The following is a 17,139-nucleotide window of genomic DNA, read 5'->3' on the forward strand; positions in this document are numbered from 1 at the left end:
GAGCCGGACACGAAATGACCCTGTTTGACCGACTCACGTTGCATCTCGACGCTCTTCCGCACGACGGAGCCTGGAACATGGCCGTGGACCAGGCGTGGCTGGAGATTTCAGATGTTCCTGTCCTGCGGGTGTATGACTGGGATGCCGCCACGGTGACGATAGGCTACGCGCAAAACCTGGCAAAGCTCGGCGAGGCGCTTCCTGGCTGGCCGGTGATGCGGCGATGGACCGGTGGAGGCGTTGTTTTGCATGAGAAGGATGAAACGTATTCCGTCATCGTGCCCGGCGCCCATCCGTGGGCGGAGACGCGTCCGCTGGACAGCTACCGGCTCATCCATGCGGCTCTGGCGGAGGCGCTGGTGGCCGCAGGATTCAATGGCTGTCGCCTCGCCGGACCGGACGATTTGATCGAGAATCCGTTCTGCTTCGTCGCGCCCGCTTTGCATGACGTGGTGCGCGGGAAAGTGAAAATCGCCGGGGCGGGGCAGCGGCGCGGAAAACTCGGCCTGCTGCATCAAGGCAGCGTGCAGCAGGTCGTGGTGAAGTCTGATTTCTGGCGCGGATGGGCGGCGGTTTTGGCTGAAGAGGTGATGCTTGTCAATGAACTGCCGCCGCAGATCGCGGCGCGTGCGCAGGAACTCGTGGAAAAGCGCTACTCCCTGCCGCAGTGGCTCGCCGAGAGGGAGGATTTGCTATGAGCACGCTCGTCTTCGTCTATGGCACGTTGAAGCGCGGACGTGAGAATCACGGCTGGATCGAAAAGCAGCGTTTTGTCTCCGAAGCACGAACGAAACCGCTCTACCGCATGTTCGATCTCGGTGGTTATCCCGGTATGGTCAGGGTGGAAAACGGAATCTCCATCGAGGGCGAAGTCTGGGAGGTCGATGAGGCCGGACTGGTCCGGCTCGACGTGCTGGAGGACATCGAAGGCGGTGAATACGAGCGCGTTTTGATCGAACTCGACGGCGCGTTCTCGTCGCGGCGAGTGGAAGGCTATCTCTACCTGCGCAATGTGCAGGGCAGGCGTGATGTTGGAGGGAGCTGGTGATCAACTCGCGCCAAAGAAGCCGCCGAGTTTGCGAATACGCGTCGGGTGGCGCAGCTTGCGCAGCGCCTTGGCCTCGATCTGGCGGATGCGCTCGCGGGTGACCTGGAACTGCTTGCCGACTTCCTCGAGCGTGCGGCCCGCACCGTCGCCGAGGCCGAAGCGTTGCTCCAGAACTTCGCGTTCACGCGGGTTGAGCGTGTCGAGCACGTCCTTGAGTTTGTCGCGCAGCAGGTTCATGGCGGTGAGCTCCATGGGGTCGCGCGCCTCCTTGTCTTCGATGAAGTCGCCGAACTCGTTGTCGCCATCGCTCTCGCCGACCTTCGCCTGCATGGAGACGGGCTGCTGCGAGAGTCGCAGCACGGCGTTCACACGATCTACGGGCAGGTGAATCTCCTCGGCGATTTCCTCCGGCGTGGGGTCGCGTCCCAGCTCCTGCAGCAGTTGCTTGTGCACGCGCATGAGCTTGTTGATCGTCTCGATCATGTGGACTGGGATGCGGATGGTGCGCGCCTGGTCGGCGATGCTGCGGGTGATGGCCTGTCGGATCCACCAGGTGGCGTAGGTGCTGAACTTATAGCCGCGCTGGTACTCGAACTTCTCCACGGCGCGCATGAGGCCCATGTTGCCTTCTTGAATGAGGTCGAGGAAGGAAAGGCCGCGGTTGGTGTACTTTTTCGCGATGGAAATGACCAGCCGCAGGTTCGCCTCGATCATCTCGGTTTTCGCCCGTGTGGAATCGCTCACATGCTTGAGCGTGTCGGTGACCAGGCTGCGGTAGTCTGCCGCCGCCATCCAGGCATCCCGCTCAAAGGCGCGCACGGCCTCCTTAGCCGCCTCCTGTCGCGGGTGCTCGCGCAGGTTTCTTTCCAGGCCGTCGAGATCGGCCAGCCGTTGCTGGAGCAGCGAGACAAAGTCCTCGGTGACCTTCGACTTGAAGTAAAACTTCTCGCACTGGCGGAAAAAGGTGGCGCGCAGCGCGTCAAACGCCTCCTGGCATGCGGTTTTTTTGCGCGGACCGGCGCCTTGGAGCGCCTCGAAGGCTTTCGCAGCCTTTTCGTGCGTTTCGCGCGTCTGGTCGAGCAGGGGCTTGAGCTTTTTGAAGTAGGCGTCCCGCTCGTCGGCCTTGCGGTCGCTCACGAGGCGGTCGAAACGCTCCACGCCGCTGCACAGAGCCTCGGCGAACTGAAGATACGCCTGGCCGATGAATCCGATGGTGTGCAGGCACTGGCGCAGGCTGAGGTCGGCCTTCTCGATGCGCTTGGAGATCTGGATTTCCTGCTCGCGGGTGAGCAGCGGCACCTGGCCCATCTGGCGCAGATACATGCGCACGGGGTCGTCGAAGACATCCAGCTTCGCGGAGGCGGCGTCACGCTCCGCGTTGAGACGTTCGCGTGCCGCGGCATGGCGCGCGGCCAACCCATCGACGTCCGCGTCCTCGGTGATCTTGATCTCCATGGCGCGCAGCCGCGTGATGAGCGCGTCCATGAGGTCGGGGGTGACGAAACCGGAGGGCAGGGCATCGTTGATGTCATCCCAGGTGAGATGATCCTGCTCCTTCGCGGTGCGGATGAGGTTGCGCAGGCGCGCCTGCACCTCGGGCGAGTGGATGTCGTCGTGCGTCGTGTTCGCAAAATGCGTGATGCCGCCGGCATAGCCGTTCTTCGGCGGCCTGCCTCTGCGGCGCTTCACCGGCAGCCCGTCCGGTCCCAGGACAACGGCAGGTTTCTCCTTCGGCGGATGAATGCGTGGCCTGCCGCGCCCGCGTTTGACCGGAACATCAGCGACTGCCGCCGTCTGCGGCGTGACGCTGTGAGAATGAGATCCGTTGTGATTTTTTTTGGAGACGGCCATACATGCCTCGGCGGGGGTTCCGGGAGCTGCGTCAGTCAGAGAGCGGAACTATTCGGAGAGCCTTTGGTACGGTCAAGGCATTCTTTCCTCAAGGCCGTGAGTTCCACCACCTGCTGCTGCAGGCGTTCCATTTCGGTCTCGGACAGTCCAGGCTGCCGCAGTTTGGACTGGATGCTCTGGATCAAGTTTTGCAGCCGTGCGAGTTCCAGCGTGTAAAGCGCTTGTCTCGCGTCTTCAAGCCCGCCGGGCGGACGTGCGCGTGCCTGAAGCTGCGCGAACGCCGCTTCCTCATGCTTTTGCAGGCCGGACATAAAGACGAGTTGCGAGGTCTCATCCAGCGGGTTGTAGCGGCTGCGTGCCAGCAGTGCGAGCAGCTCCGTGCCCGGCACCTCGCGCAGCATGTCCTCGCAGTCGGCCTCCCGCAGCCAGTGCAGCACCTCGGCATCGTTCAAGGCCATCTGGCAGAGCAGCACGGCGGTCTTGTGCTGCGAGGAGAGCAGCTTCTTTGCCTCGTCCTGCACGTTCACAGAGGCATCCCTCATTCCAGACTGCTTCGCGTCGTTCTTTTGCTCCGCCGCAGCCTTTTTGACCATCGTGTTGAGCTGCTCCTCGGAGATCTCCAGCAGCTTGGCCACTTTGTTGACGGCGGCGACACGTTGGGCCACGCCGGTGAAGATGCTGATCGCTCCGGCGACCTGCTCCGCCATGCGAACGCGCTCCACCGTGCTGTTGCCCTTGGCGCTGGCGCGAAGGGCGCGAATCTGATGCTCCAAAAACTCCGGCGCCTCGGAGACGATGGCGCGCAATGCGTCCGCGCCTTCCTTGCGGATGAGCGAGTCAGGATCCTCGCCCTGGGGCAGCGCCGCGACGCGGACATTGATGCCCTGCGGCGAAAGAATGCGGAAGGCCTTCTCCGTGGCCTCGCGGCCGGCGTTGTCGCTGTCATAGCAGAGAACGACCTCGTTGCAGACGCGCTTGAGCATCTTCGCGTGCAGTTCGGTGAAGGCGGTGCCCTGTCCGGCCACCACGTTCTGCAAACCGGCCTCGAACACCATGATCATGTCGATCTGGCCCTCGCAGATGATCGCCTGGTCGGCCTTCGAGATGAAGCGCTTCGATTTGTCGAAGCCGAAGAGCACGCGGCTCTTCGTGAAAACCGGTGTTTCGGGCGAATTGACGTATTTGCCGCCTTTCTGGTCCTTGTCGAGAATGCGGCCGCTGAAGGCGATCACGTCTCCGTTGTCGTTGCGGATCGGAAACATCAGGCGATGCCGCCAGCGTGCGTAAGGACGGCCAGTCTGGCCGTTTTCGTCCTCGGTGGGCTGGATGAAGATGCCGGCCTCGACCATGACGCGCTCGGGCAATTTTTGCTGCGCCATCCATTCGCGGTAAAAAGCCGTGCTTTGCGGCGCGTAGCCCATCTGCCAGCGTTTGGCCATCTCCGCGTTGATGCCGCGGGATTTCAGATAATCACGGGCGGGCGCTGCCAGTTTGTGTTTCATCAGCAGCAGGTGAAACCACTCCGCAGCCTCACGATTCGCCCGCAGCAGCAGCGAGCGCTGTTTTGCCTCCGCCTCGGCATTCGCGTCCCAAACTTCTTCGACAATGCGGATGCCCGCGGCGTCTGCGAGACGCTTCACGGCCTCCATGAACGACATGCCGTCGTGCTCCATGACAAAACGGATCGCCGAACCGCCCGCACCGCAGCCGAAGCAGTGGTAGGTGCCGCGGGAAGGGCTCACGTTGAAGGATGGAGTGCGCTCGTTGTGGAACGGGCACAGGCCGAGGTAGTTCGTGCCCGCCTTGCGCAGTTTCACGGAACGTCCCACCAGCGCCAAGATGTCCGTGGCGGCAAGCACTTGCTGGATGGTTTCCTCCGGGATGCGCGGCATGTGCTCAGAGTGCTAAGCACCGCGCCCGCCGCAACCTCATGACGAATTCTTTATTGGCCTGCTACCGTCCACTCGCTATAAACGCTTTCAGCATGCACACCAGCCCGCCCGCCTTCTCCCGCCGTCGTTTTCTCACCACCAGCGCCGCCGCGCTGGGCTTTCCCACGATCATCCCGGCGACCGCGCTGGGCAAAGGCGGACGTCCCGCGCCTTCGGAGCGAATCACCGTTGGTGCGATTGGCTGGGGCACCATCGCCGGTGACTGGACGCCTTCATTTCTGAACAACGAGAAGTGCCAGGTCATCGCCGTGGCTGATCCGATGAAGGAATACGGCCATTACGGCTACGACGGCAAGGAAACTGGCGGACGTGAGGCCGGGAAGAAGATCATCGACGAGCATTACTCCAAGGCGGCGAACAAACCGGCCAAGGTCTGCACCGCGTATGCCGATTTCCGCGAAATGATGGAAAAGGAAGACCTCGATGCTGTGCAGGTTTCCACGCCGGACCATTGGCACGCCTACATGGCCGTTTATGCCGCCCGCAAAGGCAAGCACATCTATGGCCAGAAGCCGCTCGCGCTGAACATCGCTGAAGGCCGCCTTATGAGCGATGAAGTGGCGAAGGCCGGTATCACCTGGCAGACAGGCAGCCAGCAGCGCAGCGATGTTTATTTCCGCCTCGCCTGCGAGCAGGTGCGCAATGGCCGCATCGGCAAACTCAAGCGCGTGCGTGTCGGACTTCCCGGCGGACACACGAACTGGAACGGCATGGCCGATCAGATCAATCCCGCGCCCCCGCCTGCCGATTTCGACTATGAAATGTGGCTCGGCCCGGCGGAGCAGATCGACTACCGTCCGGCGCTGCTGCCGCTGAACTGGCGTCACAATTTCAACTTCTCCGGCGGCATGATCACCGATTTCGGCGCCCATCACATCGACATCGCCCAGTGGGGCATGGGCACCGACCTCACCGGACCTGTCGAGATCAAAAACGTCTCCGGCACGCTCAACAAAGACGCGCTCTACAACACCGCGACCGCATTCACCTTCGAGTGCGTGTATGAGAACGGCGTCGTCATGCACGTCGCCAGTCCGGATCACAAGCTCATGCCGGAAGTGGAGGCCGCCCTGGCCACACCGAACGCGAAGAAGCCCTTCGACCACGTCGGCGTGATGTTTGAAGGCGACGAGGGCAAATGGATCTACGTCAACCGCGGCAAGATCACCGCCAGCAATCCGGAAATCCTGCGCGAGAAGGCCGGCAAGGATGAAATCCACCTCTACGAGAGCAAGGACCACACGGACAACTTCCTCTCCTGCATCTACGACGGCAAGCCGACCGCCACACCCATCGAAGTCTCGCACCGCAGCATCAGCATCGCCCACCTCGCGAACGTGGCCCTGCGCAGCGGCAGCACGGCATTAAAATGGGATCCGAAGACCGAGACCATCGCCGACAACGCGGCGGCCTCGAAGCTGCTCTCGAAAGAATGGCGCAAGCCGTGGGTGTTGTGAGGCGGTGATGCTGAAACTTTAAGATGGAATGACGAAGGAGAAACGAGCCACCCATGAAAGAGAACGCCGTCCGCGTGCGAGCGGCGTTTTCTCATGCGCCATGGTTCTCGCGTTGCTTTGCCCTTCATTCTCGCAGAACGCCCAACCGCCCGAGACCATCAAAATCGGCCCGCTCAAGCCGCTGGAGAACCTGCCCTCGCTTTCGCCCGCGCTTCCGATGACAGCTCCACAGGTTGTGCCGAAGGTGGAGTCTCCCGCATCCGTGCCAGCACCACGTGCTGAGCCGCCGCCGTTGCCCGCCAGCGCTCCTACGGTGATCACCGGCCCTCTGGCGCAGGCTTATCTTTATGTGGAGCCTTACCAGGCCCGGTTTGAGGTGCTCTTTGACGCCGCCACCATGCAGCAGTGGCTCGAACCAGGGGAGCAGGCGTCCGTCACGCTCACACCGGAGAGGCGGAAGCAGTTGAGCGAGGCCGCCGCGCTGCGTGCCACCGAGTGGTGCTCCCTCGGCACTTCGAATGAATCGCTGCCTGTTCCTCTGCCCATCGTTGCGGTGATCAAAGGCATGCCGGGCAATACGTTGCCGCTGAAGGAAGACGAGGACCTGCCGACCAACCAGGCGATGCTCGGTTTTATCTGGGAGTTTGCCACACCGCCCGGACCGGATGAGTTGAACGTCACCTGGAAGGGCTGGGTGAACAATCTCAAGGTGCTGCCCGTGCGTGTGTTCTTCGGCCCGTTGAGCGAGACGGGTGAAATCCACTCGGCCGTCAAAACTTATCGCTGGCGCAATCATGGCCGCCTTCCCCGTCCCGCGCCGCTGGCTGCCGTGCCGCAGTTTGAAGTGCCTCAGCCCATGCGCCTGCCACTCGGCGGTGTCATCTGGCTGCTCGTCGGGATCGCGTTTTACACGTACCTCAAGATCACCGGTTACAAGCTTCCCGGCGGCAGCCTGCCGTTTGTCGCCGTCTGGTTGCTGGGGGCCGTGCTCATGAGCCAGTTGATGGTGATTCCAGTCCAAACAGGCTCCGCCAGCCCGAAAATCGCGCAGGTCGAGGACGCGCAAAAAATCGTCTCGCCGCTCCTGAGGAATGTTTACCGCGCCTTCGATCATCACGTCGAGTCCGACGTTTATGACGTGCTCGCCCGCAGTGTCGATGGAGAGTTGCTGCGCAAGCTTTACCTCGAAACCATCCAGGCGCTCACGATCGAGGGCCGTGAGGGCACCCGAGTCACCATTGCCGAATTCTCGGCAAACGTGGACAAGGTGGAGGCGAATCCGAAGGGCGAAGGTTTTGTGGCCGACTGCAACTGGATGGCGCGCGGCATCGTCGGCCACTGGGGCCACAGCCATCCCCGTGTGAACATCTACAACGCCCGCGTCACCATCACGCCCGCCAAAGGCGAATGGAAGCTCACCGGTCTCGAAGTGCAGGAAGTGCGACGTTTGTAGTTCGGTCTTCGGGCTGCTCAACTGCAAGCATCCCTCAGGGTGGCAACGTATTGGCTTCATGCGCCGATTTCTCTGCCTCCTCGCCGTTCCCGCGTTTGCCGCCGATTTGCCACCGGACAAAGGCAACACCATCCCTGACAGCGCCAAACGACCCGTGGTGGTGACGGGAAAGTCTTCGCTCGCTTTGCCGAAACACGAGCTGCCGGAAGGTTACACGCTCGAGCTCGCGGCCGCATCGCCGCTTGTCACGCATCCCATCATGGGCTGCCTCGATGACAAGGGCCGCCTCTTCGTCGGCGATGGCACGGGCGTGAATTGGAACAAGAAACAGCTCGAGGAGAATCCGCCCAATCGCGTCCTCATGCTTGAAGACACCGACAAAGACGGCAGCTTCGACAAGAGCACGATCTTCGCGGACAAGATGACCTTCCCGCAGGGCGCATGTTGGTTGAACGGCAGCCTCTACGTCGCCTCGCCACCCTCGATTTGGAAGCTCACGGACACGGACAACGACGGCGTGGCCGATCAGCGCGAGGAGATCGTCAGCGGCTTCGACTACACCGGCAATGCCGCCGACATCCACGGCCCCTTTTTGCATCCCAACGGCCGCCTTTACTGGTGCCACGGCCGCAAAGGCCACGATGTGAAGCAGAAGGACGGCACACCGGTCGATGCCTCGCTCGCCTGCGGCATCTGGAGCTGCAAACCCGATGGCAGCGATGTCGCCTGGCACTCGCTCGGCTGCGGTGACAACCCCGTCGAAGTCGATTTCACCCGCAGTGGCGACATCATCGGCGTGCAAAACCTCTACTACACCCAGCCCCGCGGCGACACGATCATCCACTGGCTATACGGCGGCGTTTACGAGCGGGCCGATCAGCTCAAAGCCATCGCCCATCTCCCGCGCACGCTCGAAACCATGCCCGTCATGTACAACTTCGGCCACGTCGCCGTCAGCGGCAGTTGTTTCTGGCGCAGCTACGGCAGTGATGCGGGCACTCCTGCCCGCAAAGATACGCCCGAGCATTTCATGGTCACCCACTTCAACACCCAGCGCCTCGTCCGCATGGAGCTCACGCCCAGCGGCAGCACCTACAAGGCCGTCGAGAACGAATTCCTCAAACTCCACAACCCCGACATCCACCTCACCGATGTCATGGAAGACCCACGCGATGGTTCCCTCCTCCTCATCGACACCGGGGGCTGGTTCCGCATCGGCTGCCCGAGCAGTCTGATGGCGAAATCCGATCTCCTCGGCGCGGTGTATCGCATCAAACCCAAACAGCCCGCCACCTCCGAGCAAGTCCGCGCCGCCCTCGCCGAGCCCAATCTGAAATCTGAAATCCAAAATCTAAAATCTTCCGATCCTCACGCCCGCCGCCACGCCCTCGAATGGATGACGGCCAATCTCGATCCCGAGAACGGCGTGGCCGAATCGGTGAAGTCCGCCATCCGTCCGCTCTTTGATCAAGATCTCGATCCTGTGGCCGAGCATGGCCTCATCGCCGCAGCGCAGCGACTTCATCTCGTTGATGAGCATGAGTTGGAGAGTTTCAAAAGCCCCGCAGCGCTTCGTCGGGCGCTGCTGAGCATCGTCCCGAACGATCCCGGCGCGGTGAACATCACCGCCATCTTCGCTGCGAAGCATCTCGACTCCGAGGATGCCGCCCTCGCCCGCACCGCGCTGCACCTCACCACCGACCACGCCGAGGCGGATGAATGGTTCTCGAAGAACCTCATCTTCTGGCTGCGGGACGAAAAAGTCTCCGCACGCCGTCTCCAGGCTCTCATGGGCTTCTGCGGCCCTCTTCTTGAAAAGCCCGGCGCTCAAAAACTCATCACCGGCATGCTTTCCCATGCCTCCGCCGAGGTGCGGGATGCCGCGCTGAATGTCATCGCCTCTCAAAAAGGCGGCATCGTGAACAACGACTGGCTGCCCCTCATCGATAAAGCCCTCTCCGCCGCTCCGACGCCGCTCGTCCTCGACGCCATCAAAAAACTCAAAGCGCCCATCTTCGATGCCGCCCTCCAATCCATCGCCGCCGACACCAAGCGCCCGCTTTCCATCCGCCTGAAGGCGCTCGACTCCGCGACGTCCGTCAAACTCAACGGCGAGACCTTCGACATGGTCAAAAACGTCCTCGCCGATGCCGCGTCATCCTCCGCAGCGAAGATTCAAGCGGCCGGCATGCTCGCCACCGCGCCTATCGCGAAGGAGCAGATGTCTCAAATCGCCCCGCTGCTGGCCACCGTCGGCCCGGTGGAACTCAAAACACTTCTTCCGCTGCTCAAGAAGAGCAAGGAAGTGGAAATCGTGAAGACGCTGGCCCGCGAGATCGCGAAGAATCCGGCCATCGCCAGCCAGCAGGAGAGTTTATACCGCACCGCCCTGGCTGATCTGCCGCCGGAGATCTTTGAGACAATCATCCTGCCTGCTTACAACAAAGCCGTGGCCGCCACCGAGGCCAAAAAACGCCAGCTCGGCCCGCTCGCCGACAAAGTCGTCGCCAGCGGCAACGCCGCCAACGGCGAAAAACACTTCAAAGCCGGTAAAGGCACCTGTATCGCCTGCCACAAGATCGGCGACACGGGACGCGCCATCGGCCCCGATCTCACGAAGATCGGGGCCATCCGCACCGAGCGTGATTTGCTTGAAAGCATCCTCTTCCCGTCGAACACCCTCGCCCGCGACTACGAGGCCCACATCATCGAGACCGGCGACGGCCAGCAAACCCTCGGCGTCATCAAATCGCACACCGCCGAGGGCCTGCTCGTGGTGGACATCGCCGGCCAGGAGAAGAACATCCCGCATCAGCAGATCACCGGTGACACCACGCTCACCACCAGCCTGATGCCCATGGGCCTCGACCAGACGATGCCCGAGGGAGAGCTTCTCGACCTCGTGGCATGGCTCAGAAGTCTGAAGTGATGAGTTATATGTTAAGAGCTATGAGCAGAAGGTCTGAACTCATAACTTCTAACTCGTAACCTCTGCTAACCGCTACTCCGCTAGCAGGAACCGCTTCGCGGCTTGCAGGTGCTTTTTCTGCTCCGGCGGTAGCTCAGGATACTTCAGCTTCATGCTTTGCATCTCCGCGAGGATGGCGGCGCTGACGATGAGACGCATATTTTTCTTGTCGTCGGCGGGCACGACATACCACGGGCATTCATCGGTCGCCGTGGCGCGGATGGCGTCCTCGTAGGCGGTCATGTAGTCCTTCCAGTGGCCGCGTTCCTTCACATCGCCCTCCTCGAACTTCCAGTTCTTGCTTGGCGTGTCGATGCGCATGAGAAAGCGCTTCTTCTGCTCCGCTTTCGAGACGTGGAGGAAGAATTTCACGATGCGGATGCCGTTGCGGTGGCAGTAGCTCTCCAGATTGCGGATGTCTTTGAGGCGGTCTGCGAAGAGCTTCTTGAGGTTCTTCGTTGTCTCGGCAGGGAGGCGTTGGATCTTCGTGACGATCTCAGGATGCACACGGCAGACGAGCACTTCCTCGTAGTAACTGCGGTTGAAGATGCCGATGCGGCCGCGTGGAGGCAGCACGCGTGTGGTGCGCCAGAGGAAGTCATGGTCGAGTTCGGCTTCCGTGGGCCGCTTGAAGGCATGCACCTCGACGCCCTGCGTGTTCACGCCGCTCATCACATGCTTTATCGTGCTGTCCTTGCCAGCGGCGTCCATGGCCTGAAACACCAGCAGCAGCCCCTGGCGGTTTTGCGCGTACATTTTCTGCTGCAAATCGTCGATCTCCGTGCGGAACTCGGCGATGAGCGACTCGTAGTGCGCGTCATCTTGATAGACGTCCTTCACCTTGGTCTTCGCCTTCTTGATGCGAAACGGTTTGCCATCAGGCACGCGAAATTCTTCGAGATCGATCTTGAGTTTCATGGCGGAGAGTCGGTGGGGTGAACCATGCGTCAAGAAGCGAAGGCATGTTGCGTCTGCGCAAGCCACGCACGCACTATGCCAAGCCCTGACGAGTCCCGGGAGCCTTCCTGTGAATAGTGCGGGCGTGATGAACGCGCCTCACACTCAACTTGAATGCACCCATTGCGGTTCGCCGGTTCCGGCTGGTCGCGATGATGGATTTTGCTGCGCTGGATGCAGCTATGTTCACGATCTCCTGCATCAGGAGGGTTTTGACCACTTTTACGACCTGAAAGGCAACGCCGCTCTGCCGCCTGTGGCGCCGCAGGCTCTGCGGGAAAGAGATTATGAGTGGCTGACACTGCTGGCCGCGGAGGCCGAGCGCACAAGCGAGTCGGACGTCGTGGAACTGCGCCTGGCGGTGCAGGGTCTCTCGTGTGTGGGCTGCGTGTGGCTGATCGAACGGTTGTTTGCGCGTCATGCGGGCGCCTTGCGCGTGAATGTGGACGTGGTGCATGGTGAGGTGCGGCTGACGTGGCAGCGCGGGCAGTTCGATGCCGTGGCCGTGGCTCGTGATTTGCAAAGCTTCGGCTATTTGCTCGGACCGCCGCTGCAAGGAGGCGACAAAAAGGAATCCTCCAGCTTGTCGCGTCGCATGGGCGTCTGCGGGGCGCTGGCGATGAATGCGATGGCGTTTTCGCTGCCTGCGTATTTCGGCATGCCGCGTGATTTTGCCTTCGCGCACTGGTTCGACCTCATCGCGGCCTTTTCGGCGACGCTGGCGATGGCGGTGGGCGGCAGCTATTTCATTGAGCGTTCGTGGCGCAGCCTGCGTGCGGGCGTGCTGCACATCGACACACCGATCGCGCTGGGCGTGACGGCGGCGTATGCGGGTTCGATGGGCGGATGGGTCGCGGGTGTGGAGGGGTTGAAGTACTTCGACTTCGTGGCGATTTTCATTTTCCTGATGCTCACCGGTCGCTGGGCGCAGCAGGCGGCGGTGGATCGCAATCGCAGGCGTTTGATGCGTGACACATCGATCCCTGAGACGGTGAGCGTGCATAACGACGCGGGCTTGGAGGAGGCCAAGCCGGTGGCGAACCTGAAGCCGGGCATGTGTTTCATCGTGAAACCGGCGCAAACCGTGCCGGTCGCTTCGAAACTGATGAGCGAGGGCGCTTCAGTCAGTTTGGAGTGGATCAATGGCGAGAGCGAGGCTCAAGCGCGAGAAGAAGGGCAGTTGGTGCCGTCGGGCGCATTGAACATCGGCACGCAGTCGCTCACGGTGGAGGCGGTGGAGACTTGGGAGGATTCGACACTGCGGCGTCTGCTGGATGCGAGGCGTGAGGCGGAGTTTCGCGACGTACGTCTGGAGAAATTGCTGCGCGGCTATCTCGCGGTGGTGGTCGTGGTCGGAATCGCCGGTGCGGTCTGGTGGTGGGGGCATGGCGCGGGCATCGCGCAGGCGTTGCAGGTGATGATTTCCATCTTTGTGGTGTCGTGTCCGTGCGCGCTGGGCGTGGCGGTGCCGCTGGCGGAGGAGATGGCGGCGTCGCGCGCGGAGAAGCTGGGTGTGTTTGTGCGCACGCTGGGCCTGTGGAAGCGGCTGATGCGTGTGAAGCGTGTGGTGTTTGATAAAACGGGCACACTAACCTTGGAAAACCCGGTTTTGGAGAATCCCGAGGCGCTGCGAGCGTTGAATGCGGAATCGCGAGCGGCCCTGCGACATCTGGTGACGGGCAACCTGCATCCGGTCAGCCGCAGCTTGTATGACGCGGTCGCTTTTGAGGGCGATTCTCGAGTTTTTGACCGCTGCATGGTCAAGGAGGTTGTGGGACACGGTCTGGGTTTCCTCGACGAAAACGGGCGTGAGTGGCGTCTCGGGCGCCCGGAGGCTGGAACGGCGGGTGATGCGGTGCTGACGCTGGATGGCGTGGTTCTGGCCGCGTTTCGCTTCCGCGATGAACTGCGAGCCGAATCCGTGCAGGAAGTCCGCCATCTGCGCGGGCGTGACATTGAGGTCTGTGTGCTCAGTGGAGACCGTTCACGCAAGGTGGAGGAAATTGCGCGGAAGCTGGAACTGTCAGCGGCCTGCTGGCGTGCTGAATTGACGCCGGAGGCGAAGGCGGATTGGCTGCGTGAGCGCAATCATGATGACACGCTTTATGTGGGCGATGGGGCGAATGACAGCCTGGCCTTCGACGCGGCCTTGTGCGCGGGCAGTCCGGTGACGGGACGCAGTTTCCTGGAGCAGAAGGCGGATTTCTTCTTCCTGGGCCACAGCCTGCGCTTTGTGAGCGGACTCATGCAGGTGGCAAAGCTGCACCGCAGAGCGACACGGCGGGTGTTCGCGTTTTCGGTGAGCTACAATCTCATCACGGCCGTGGCCGGGCTGATGGGGCATCTGAGTCCGCTGGCGGCGGCGATTTTGATGCCGCTGAGCTCGCTCTGCACACTGTCGCTGGTGGCGCTGACCTTTAGACGATCAAAATCCGCCCAAGCGAACCCTTTTACCGGTCCTCTTCCCGAAGGTGCGACGGACAGGGAAGTGCTGGCGGTTGTTTGACAGACGCGAGCATGAAAAAAGGGCGGCTGTGATGCCGCCCTTTTTGAATTTTGTCTTTTCCCAACGCGGTGGATTAAGCGGCAGGAGCGGCTTCGCCAGGAGCGGCGGGCGCCTTCGGCAGGGTGAAGCGGAAACGAATCTTGCCACGCTTGGCAGCGGCACGGGCTTTGCGCTTCGTGCGCTCTTTGGGAGTTTCGTGGGCACGAAGGCGACGGACTTCCTCGAGAATGCCGTCCATTTCGAGACGGGTTTTGAGACGCTTGAGAGCGCGGTCAACAGGTTCGCCTTTGCGGATTTGAACTTCGGTCATATCAAGTTTGGGGGTGGTGGGAAAAGGGGCGCGAAAGTAGGGGCAGGATGACGGGCGTCAACAGGAATGTAGGCTCAAGCCACCAGCGTCTGCTCGCGGGCCGGACCAACGCCGAGGAGGCTGATTTTGGCTCCGGTGAGTTCCTCCACGCGTTTGAGGTAGGCTTTCGCGAGCGGCGGCAGGTCGGAGAACCGGGTGATGCCGCTCAGATCCTGCTTCCAGCCTTGGTGGGTTTCATAGACGGGCTCGCAGGCTTCGATGTCCTCCACCGTGCTCGGCGGATACTGGAGCGTCTGGCCGCGCAGCTTGTAGGCGGTGCAGATCTGGACTTCATCGAGGCCGTCGAGGCCGTCGAGGTTGGTGATGGCGAGTTCGTCGGCGCCATTGACCATGACGGCGTAGCGCAGCAGCACGGCGTCGAGCCAGCCGCAGCGGCGGGCGCGGCCGGTGGTGGCGCCGAACTCGCGGCCCATGTTGTGCAGCATGTCGCCGATGTCGTCATTCTCCGTGACAAAGGGGCCGCTGCCGACGCGGGTGGTGTAGGCTTTGCAGACAGCGACCACCTTGTCGATCATGCGCGGTGGCACGCCGGAACCCGTGCAGGCACCGCCGGTGGTCGTGTTTGAACTGGTGACGAACGGGTAGGTTCCGTGGTCGATGTCGAGGTAGGTGCCCTGCGCGCCTTCAAAAAGCAGGCTCTTGCCGGCCTTGATGGCCTCGTGGCAGACGACGGTGGTGTTGGTGATGTGCGGGGCGAGTTCCTTGGCGGCGGCGAGGATCTTTTCGACCGTCTCCTCAACCGGGACGGCCTCGATGCCAGAGGCGACGATGAATTCGTTGTTGCTCACGATCCGTTCGCGCAAGGCTTCGGCCAGTTTCTCCGGCTGAGTGAGGAGGATGGCCCGCAGCCCGTTGCGCTCCACCTTGTCCGCGTAAGCCGGGCCGATGCCGCGGCCGGTGGTGCCGATGGCGTTCTTGCCGCGACGTGCCTCGCGGGCGCGGTCGAGGGCCTTGTGGTAAGGCATGACGAGATGGCAGGTCTCGCTGATGCGAAGGTTTTGCGCGGTGATCTTCACGCCCTGGCCGCGTAGCTTGGCCATTTCTTCGAGGAGGCCGACCGGGTCGAGCACGACTCCGTTCCCGATGACGCAGAGTTTGTCCTCCCAAAGAATGCCGCTGGGGATGAGGTGCAGGATGTATTTCTGACCGTTGCTGATGACGGTGTGGCCGGCGTTGCTGCCGCCTGCGGCGCGCACGACTACGTCTGTTTTTTCTGTGAGGAAATCGACGATCTTTCCTTTTCCTTCATCGCCCCACTGGGCGCCGACAACGATGGTATTGGACATGGGAGTTTCTTTCTGATCTGGGGGCGGCGCAACAGGCCGCGAGGGGTTGGGATGGGCGCGCAAGTGACACCAGCGCAGCCGTTTCAGGCCGCAAGGCTCCGGTCATCACGAAGCTGGTGCCGCAGGCTCGCAGGAACGAGGTTCAAGAGGCTCCCATCTGCGAGGCGAAATACATGGCAGCACCGCATGCCAGCAGGGCCACGATGCCGAGAAGGGTGAGCAGTCCGCCGCCCGAGCTCTTTTCCTTGGCCTTGGGGCCGAATCCACGACGGAGGCTGCGGTCGTAGGGATGCGAGCCGTATCCGGCGGTTGACGGCGTACTGACGGTCATCGTAGGCGCCGAGTAAGCGGCTTCTTCGCCATCACCGACAAACACGCAGTTCACATTGCCGAGCTGGAAGGATGCGCCGGGAGTCAGGGCGATGCTTTCGACGCGGGAACCGCCGACTTTGGTGCCGTTGGTGGAGCCGAGGTCGGTCAGTGTCCAGGAACTGCCGTCGAAGGAAACCTCGCCGTGATGGCTGGACACGGAATCATCGGTGATGATGAGCTGGTTGTCGTCGGCACGGCCGAGGGACATGCGTTCGGCGTCGAGTTCGAGAGCGCCGGAGGCACCATCTGGGGTGGTGAATTGGATACGAGGCATAGCAGGGAGTTTTTTAGCAGGTCGGGGCAGGGGTGGCAAGGGGGGATTCACGGGCTTGCGCGGGCGGGGGTTCTCGCTAGGGAGGGACGGAACCATCCCCCGATCTCCCTGTGACCCAAGTCTTCGAAATCCTCGGCAAATTCGACACCGAAAGCGACTGCCACAAGCTGCTCTACGCTCCCCATCCGCTGCCGCTGAAGTATCGCGAAGGACGCGTTTATAAAATCGAGTTCGAGGGCGACGAGGCGGCTTTGAAAAACTTCGTGGGGAAGGTGCTGATCGACCCCATCAGCCAGGAGGCGCGTACCGGCGGGCAGCCGGCGTTCGAGAAGGCGGCCTTCGTGCTGGAATACGGCATGAAAGGCGCGGCGCTCGACCTTGAGAAGGAGATGATCCTCAATTACTACCGCAGCACGCCGAATCCCGGCTTTGAGCTCAAAAAGCTCACGCTGCGCACCCGCATTTACGTTTTCGGCGAAGGCGCCGAGCCATCGCAGTTCGTGCGCGACATCGTGAATCCGGCGATTCACACGCACGAGGTGCTGGCCGCATGAGACGGCAATGACGAAATCAGAACGAGGAATGAGTTCATTCCTCATTCGGAATTCTTCATTCGTCATTTTCAGAGCGGATAGCCCGGCCCCG

Annotated in this window: 13 protein-coding genes; 7 read left to right on the forward strand and 6 right to left on the reverse strand. The window is 61.8% G+C overall.

The window, feature by feature from the left end:
- The first annotated feature begins 14 nt into the window (after window positions 1–14).
- A complete protein-coding gene (locus tag ACILSE_RS06630; protein ID WP_395716582.1) occupies window positions 15–698 on the forward strand; it encodes a biotin/lipoate A/B protein ligase family protein in 684 nt (227 codons plus the stop codon).
- Window positions 695–1,048, forward strand: a complete 354-nt coding sequence (locus ACILSE_RS06635; RefSeq protein ID WP_395716583.1) for a gamma-glutamylcyclotransferase — start codon at window positions 695–697, stop codon at window positions 1,046–1,048. The genes ACILSE_RS06630 and ACILSE_RS06635 overlap by 4 nt, the downstream gene beginning before the upstream one ends.
- On the opposite strand, the gene rpoD is transcribed toward ACILSE_RS06635, so the two are convergent.
- Both rpoD and dnaG read right to left on the reverse strand, forming a co-directional pair.
- Entirely contained in the window at window positions 1,049–2,899 is a 1,851-nt protein-coding gene (gene rpoD / locus ACILSE_RS06640) for an RNA polymerase sigma factor RpoD (protein ID WP_395716584.1), read from the reverse strand. It abuts the gene before it with no gap.
- 35 nt (window positions 2,900–2,934) lie between these two features.
- Window positions 2,935–4,791 (reverse strand): DNA primase, encoded by a 1,857-nt coding sequence (gene dnaG / locus ACILSE_RS06645; protein ID WP_395716585.1) that lies wholly within the window; start codon window positions 4,789–4,791, stop codon window positions 2,935–2,937.
- A gap of 92 nt (window positions 4,792–4,883) precedes the next feature.
- On the opposite strand from dnaG, the gene ACILSE_RS06650 reads away from it, so the two are divergent.
- From ACILSE_RS06650 to ACILSE_RS06660, 3 genes are all read left to right on the forward strand, one after another.
- A complete protein-coding gene (locus ACILSE_RS06650; RefSeq protein ID WP_395716586.1) occupies window positions 4,884–6,308 on the forward strand; it encodes a Gfo/Idh/MocA family protein in 1,425 nt (474 codons plus the stop codon).
- 100 nt (window positions 6,309–6,408) lie between these two features.
- Window positions 6,409–7,761 (forward strand): hypothetical protein, encoded by a 1,353-nt coding sequence (locus tag ACILSE_RS06655; protein ID WP_395716587.1) that lies wholly within the window; start codon window positions 6,409–6,411, stop codon window positions 7,759–7,761.
- A gap of 58 nt (window positions 7,762–7,819) precedes the next feature.
- Entirely contained in the window at window positions 7,820–10,690 is a 2,871-nt protein-coding gene (locus ACILSE_RS06660; RefSeq protein ID WP_395716588.1) for a PVC-type heme-binding CxxCH protein, read from the forward strand.
- A gap of 72 nt (window positions 10,691–10,762) precedes the next feature.
- On the opposite strand, the gene ACILSE_RS06665 is transcribed toward ACILSE_RS06660, so the two are convergent.
- Window positions 10,763–11,647 (reverse strand): polyphosphate kinase 2 family protein, encoded by an 885-nt coding sequence (locus ACILSE_RS06665; RefSeq protein WP_395716589.1) that lies wholly within the window; start codon window positions 11,645–11,647, stop codon window positions 10,763–10,765.
- Between the two features lie 127 nt (window positions 11,648–11,774).
- On the opposite strand from ACILSE_RS06665, the gene ACILSE_RS06670 reads away from it, so the two are divergent.
- Window positions 11,775–14,192, forward strand: a complete 2,418-nt coding sequence (locus tag ACILSE_RS06670; protein ID WP_395716590.1) for a heavy metal translocating P-type ATPase — start codon at window positions 11,775–11,777, stop codon at window positions 14,190–14,192.
- 73 nt (window positions 14,193–14,265) lie between these two features.
- Here ACILSE_RS06670 and rpsU read toward each other — a convergent pair whose 3' ends face one another.
- The 3 genes from rpsU to ACILSE_RS06685 all read right to left on the reverse strand — a co-directional run bounded on the left by rpsU (window position 14,266) and on the right by ACILSE_RS06685 (window position 16,494).
- A complete protein-coding gene (gene rpsU, locus ACILSE_RS06675) occupies window positions 14,266–14,502 on the reverse strand; it encodes a 30S ribosomal protein S21 (protein WP_395716591.1) in 237 nt (78 codons plus the stop codon).
- Between the two features lie 74 nt (window positions 14,503–14,576).
- Entirely contained in the window at window positions 14,577–15,848 is a 1,272-nt protein-coding gene (locus ACILSE_RS06680) for an adenylosuccinate synthase (RefSeq protein WP_395716592.1), read from the reverse strand.
- Between the two features lie 142 nt (window positions 15,849–15,990).
- The gene (locus ACILSE_RS06685) at window positions 15,991–16,494 is read right to left on the reverse strand and encodes an FHA domain-containing protein (protein WP_395716593.1); all 504 of its coding nucleotides are present in this window, start codon (window positions 16,492–16,494) and stop codon (window positions 15,991–15,993) included.
- A gap of 110 nt (window positions 16,495–16,604) precedes the next feature.
- Between ACILSE_RS06685 and ACILSE_RS06690 the strand changes: the two genes are divergently transcribed.
- Window positions 16,605–17,048 carry a hypothetical protein gene (locus tag ACILSE_RS06690; protein ID WP_395716594.1) on the forward strand — a complete coding sequence of 148 codons (444 nt, stop codon included), beginning with the start codon at window positions 16,605–16,607 and terminating at the stop codon, window positions 17,046–17,048.
- Window positions 17,049–17,139: the final 91 nt, after the last annotated feature.

The organism is Prosthecobacter sp., assembly GCF_044236155.1.
Classification (GTDB): Bacteria; Verrucomicrobiota; Verrucomicrobiia; order Verrucomicrobiales; family Verrucomicrobiaceae; genus Prosthecobacter.

Excerpts from the sequence above, each read along its gene's own strand:
- ACILSE_RS06630 (WP_395716582.1), top strand. The coding sequence starts at position 15 with ATGACCCTGTTTGACCGACTCACGTTGCATCTCGACGCTCTTCCGCAC.
- ACILSE_RS06635 (WP_395716583.1), top strand. The coding sequence starts at position 695 with ATGAGCACGCTCGTCTTCGTCTATGGCACGTTGAAGCGCGGACGTGAG.
- rpoD (WP_395716584.1), bottom strand. The coding sequence starts at position 2,899 with ATGGCCGTCTCCAAAAAAAATCACAACGGATCTCATTCTCACAGCGTC.
- dnaG (WP_395716585.1), bottom strand. The coding sequence starts at position 4,791 with ATGCCGCGCATCCCGGAGGAAACCATCCAGCAAGTGCTTGCCGCCACG.
- ACILSE_RS06650 (WP_395716586.1), top strand. The coding sequence starts at position 4,884 with ATGCACACCAGCCCGCCCGCCTTCTCCCGCCGTCGTTTTCTCACCACC.
- ACILSE_RS06655 (WP_395716587.1), top strand. The coding sequence starts at position 6,409 with ATGGTTCTCGCGTTGCTTTGCCCTTCATTCTCGCAGAACGCCCAACCG.
- ACILSE_RS06660 (WP_395716588.1), top strand. The coding sequence starts at position 7,820 with ATGCGCCGATTTCTCTGCCTCCTCGCCGTTCCCGCGTTTGCCGCCGAT.
- ACILSE_RS06665 (WP_395716589.1), bottom strand. The coding sequence starts at position 11,647 with ATGAAACTCAAGATCGATCTCGAAGAATTTCGCGTGCCTGATGGCAAA.
- ACILSE_RS06670 (WP_395716590.1), top strand. The coding sequence starts at position 11,775 with ATGAACGCGCCTCACACTCAACTTGAATGCACCCATTGCGGTTCGCCG.
- rpsU (WP_395716591.1), bottom strand. The coding sequence starts at position 14,502 with ATGACCGAAGTTCAAATCCGCAAAGGCGAACCTGTTGACCGCGCTCTC.
- ACILSE_RS06680 (WP_395716592.1), bottom strand. The coding sequence starts at position 15,848 with ATGTCCAATACCATCGTTGTCGGCGCCCAGTGGGGCGATGAAGGAAAA.
- ACILSE_RS06685 (WP_395716593.1), bottom strand. The coding sequence starts at position 16,494 with ATGCCTCGTATCCAATTCACCACCCCAGATGGTGCCTCCGGCGCTCTC.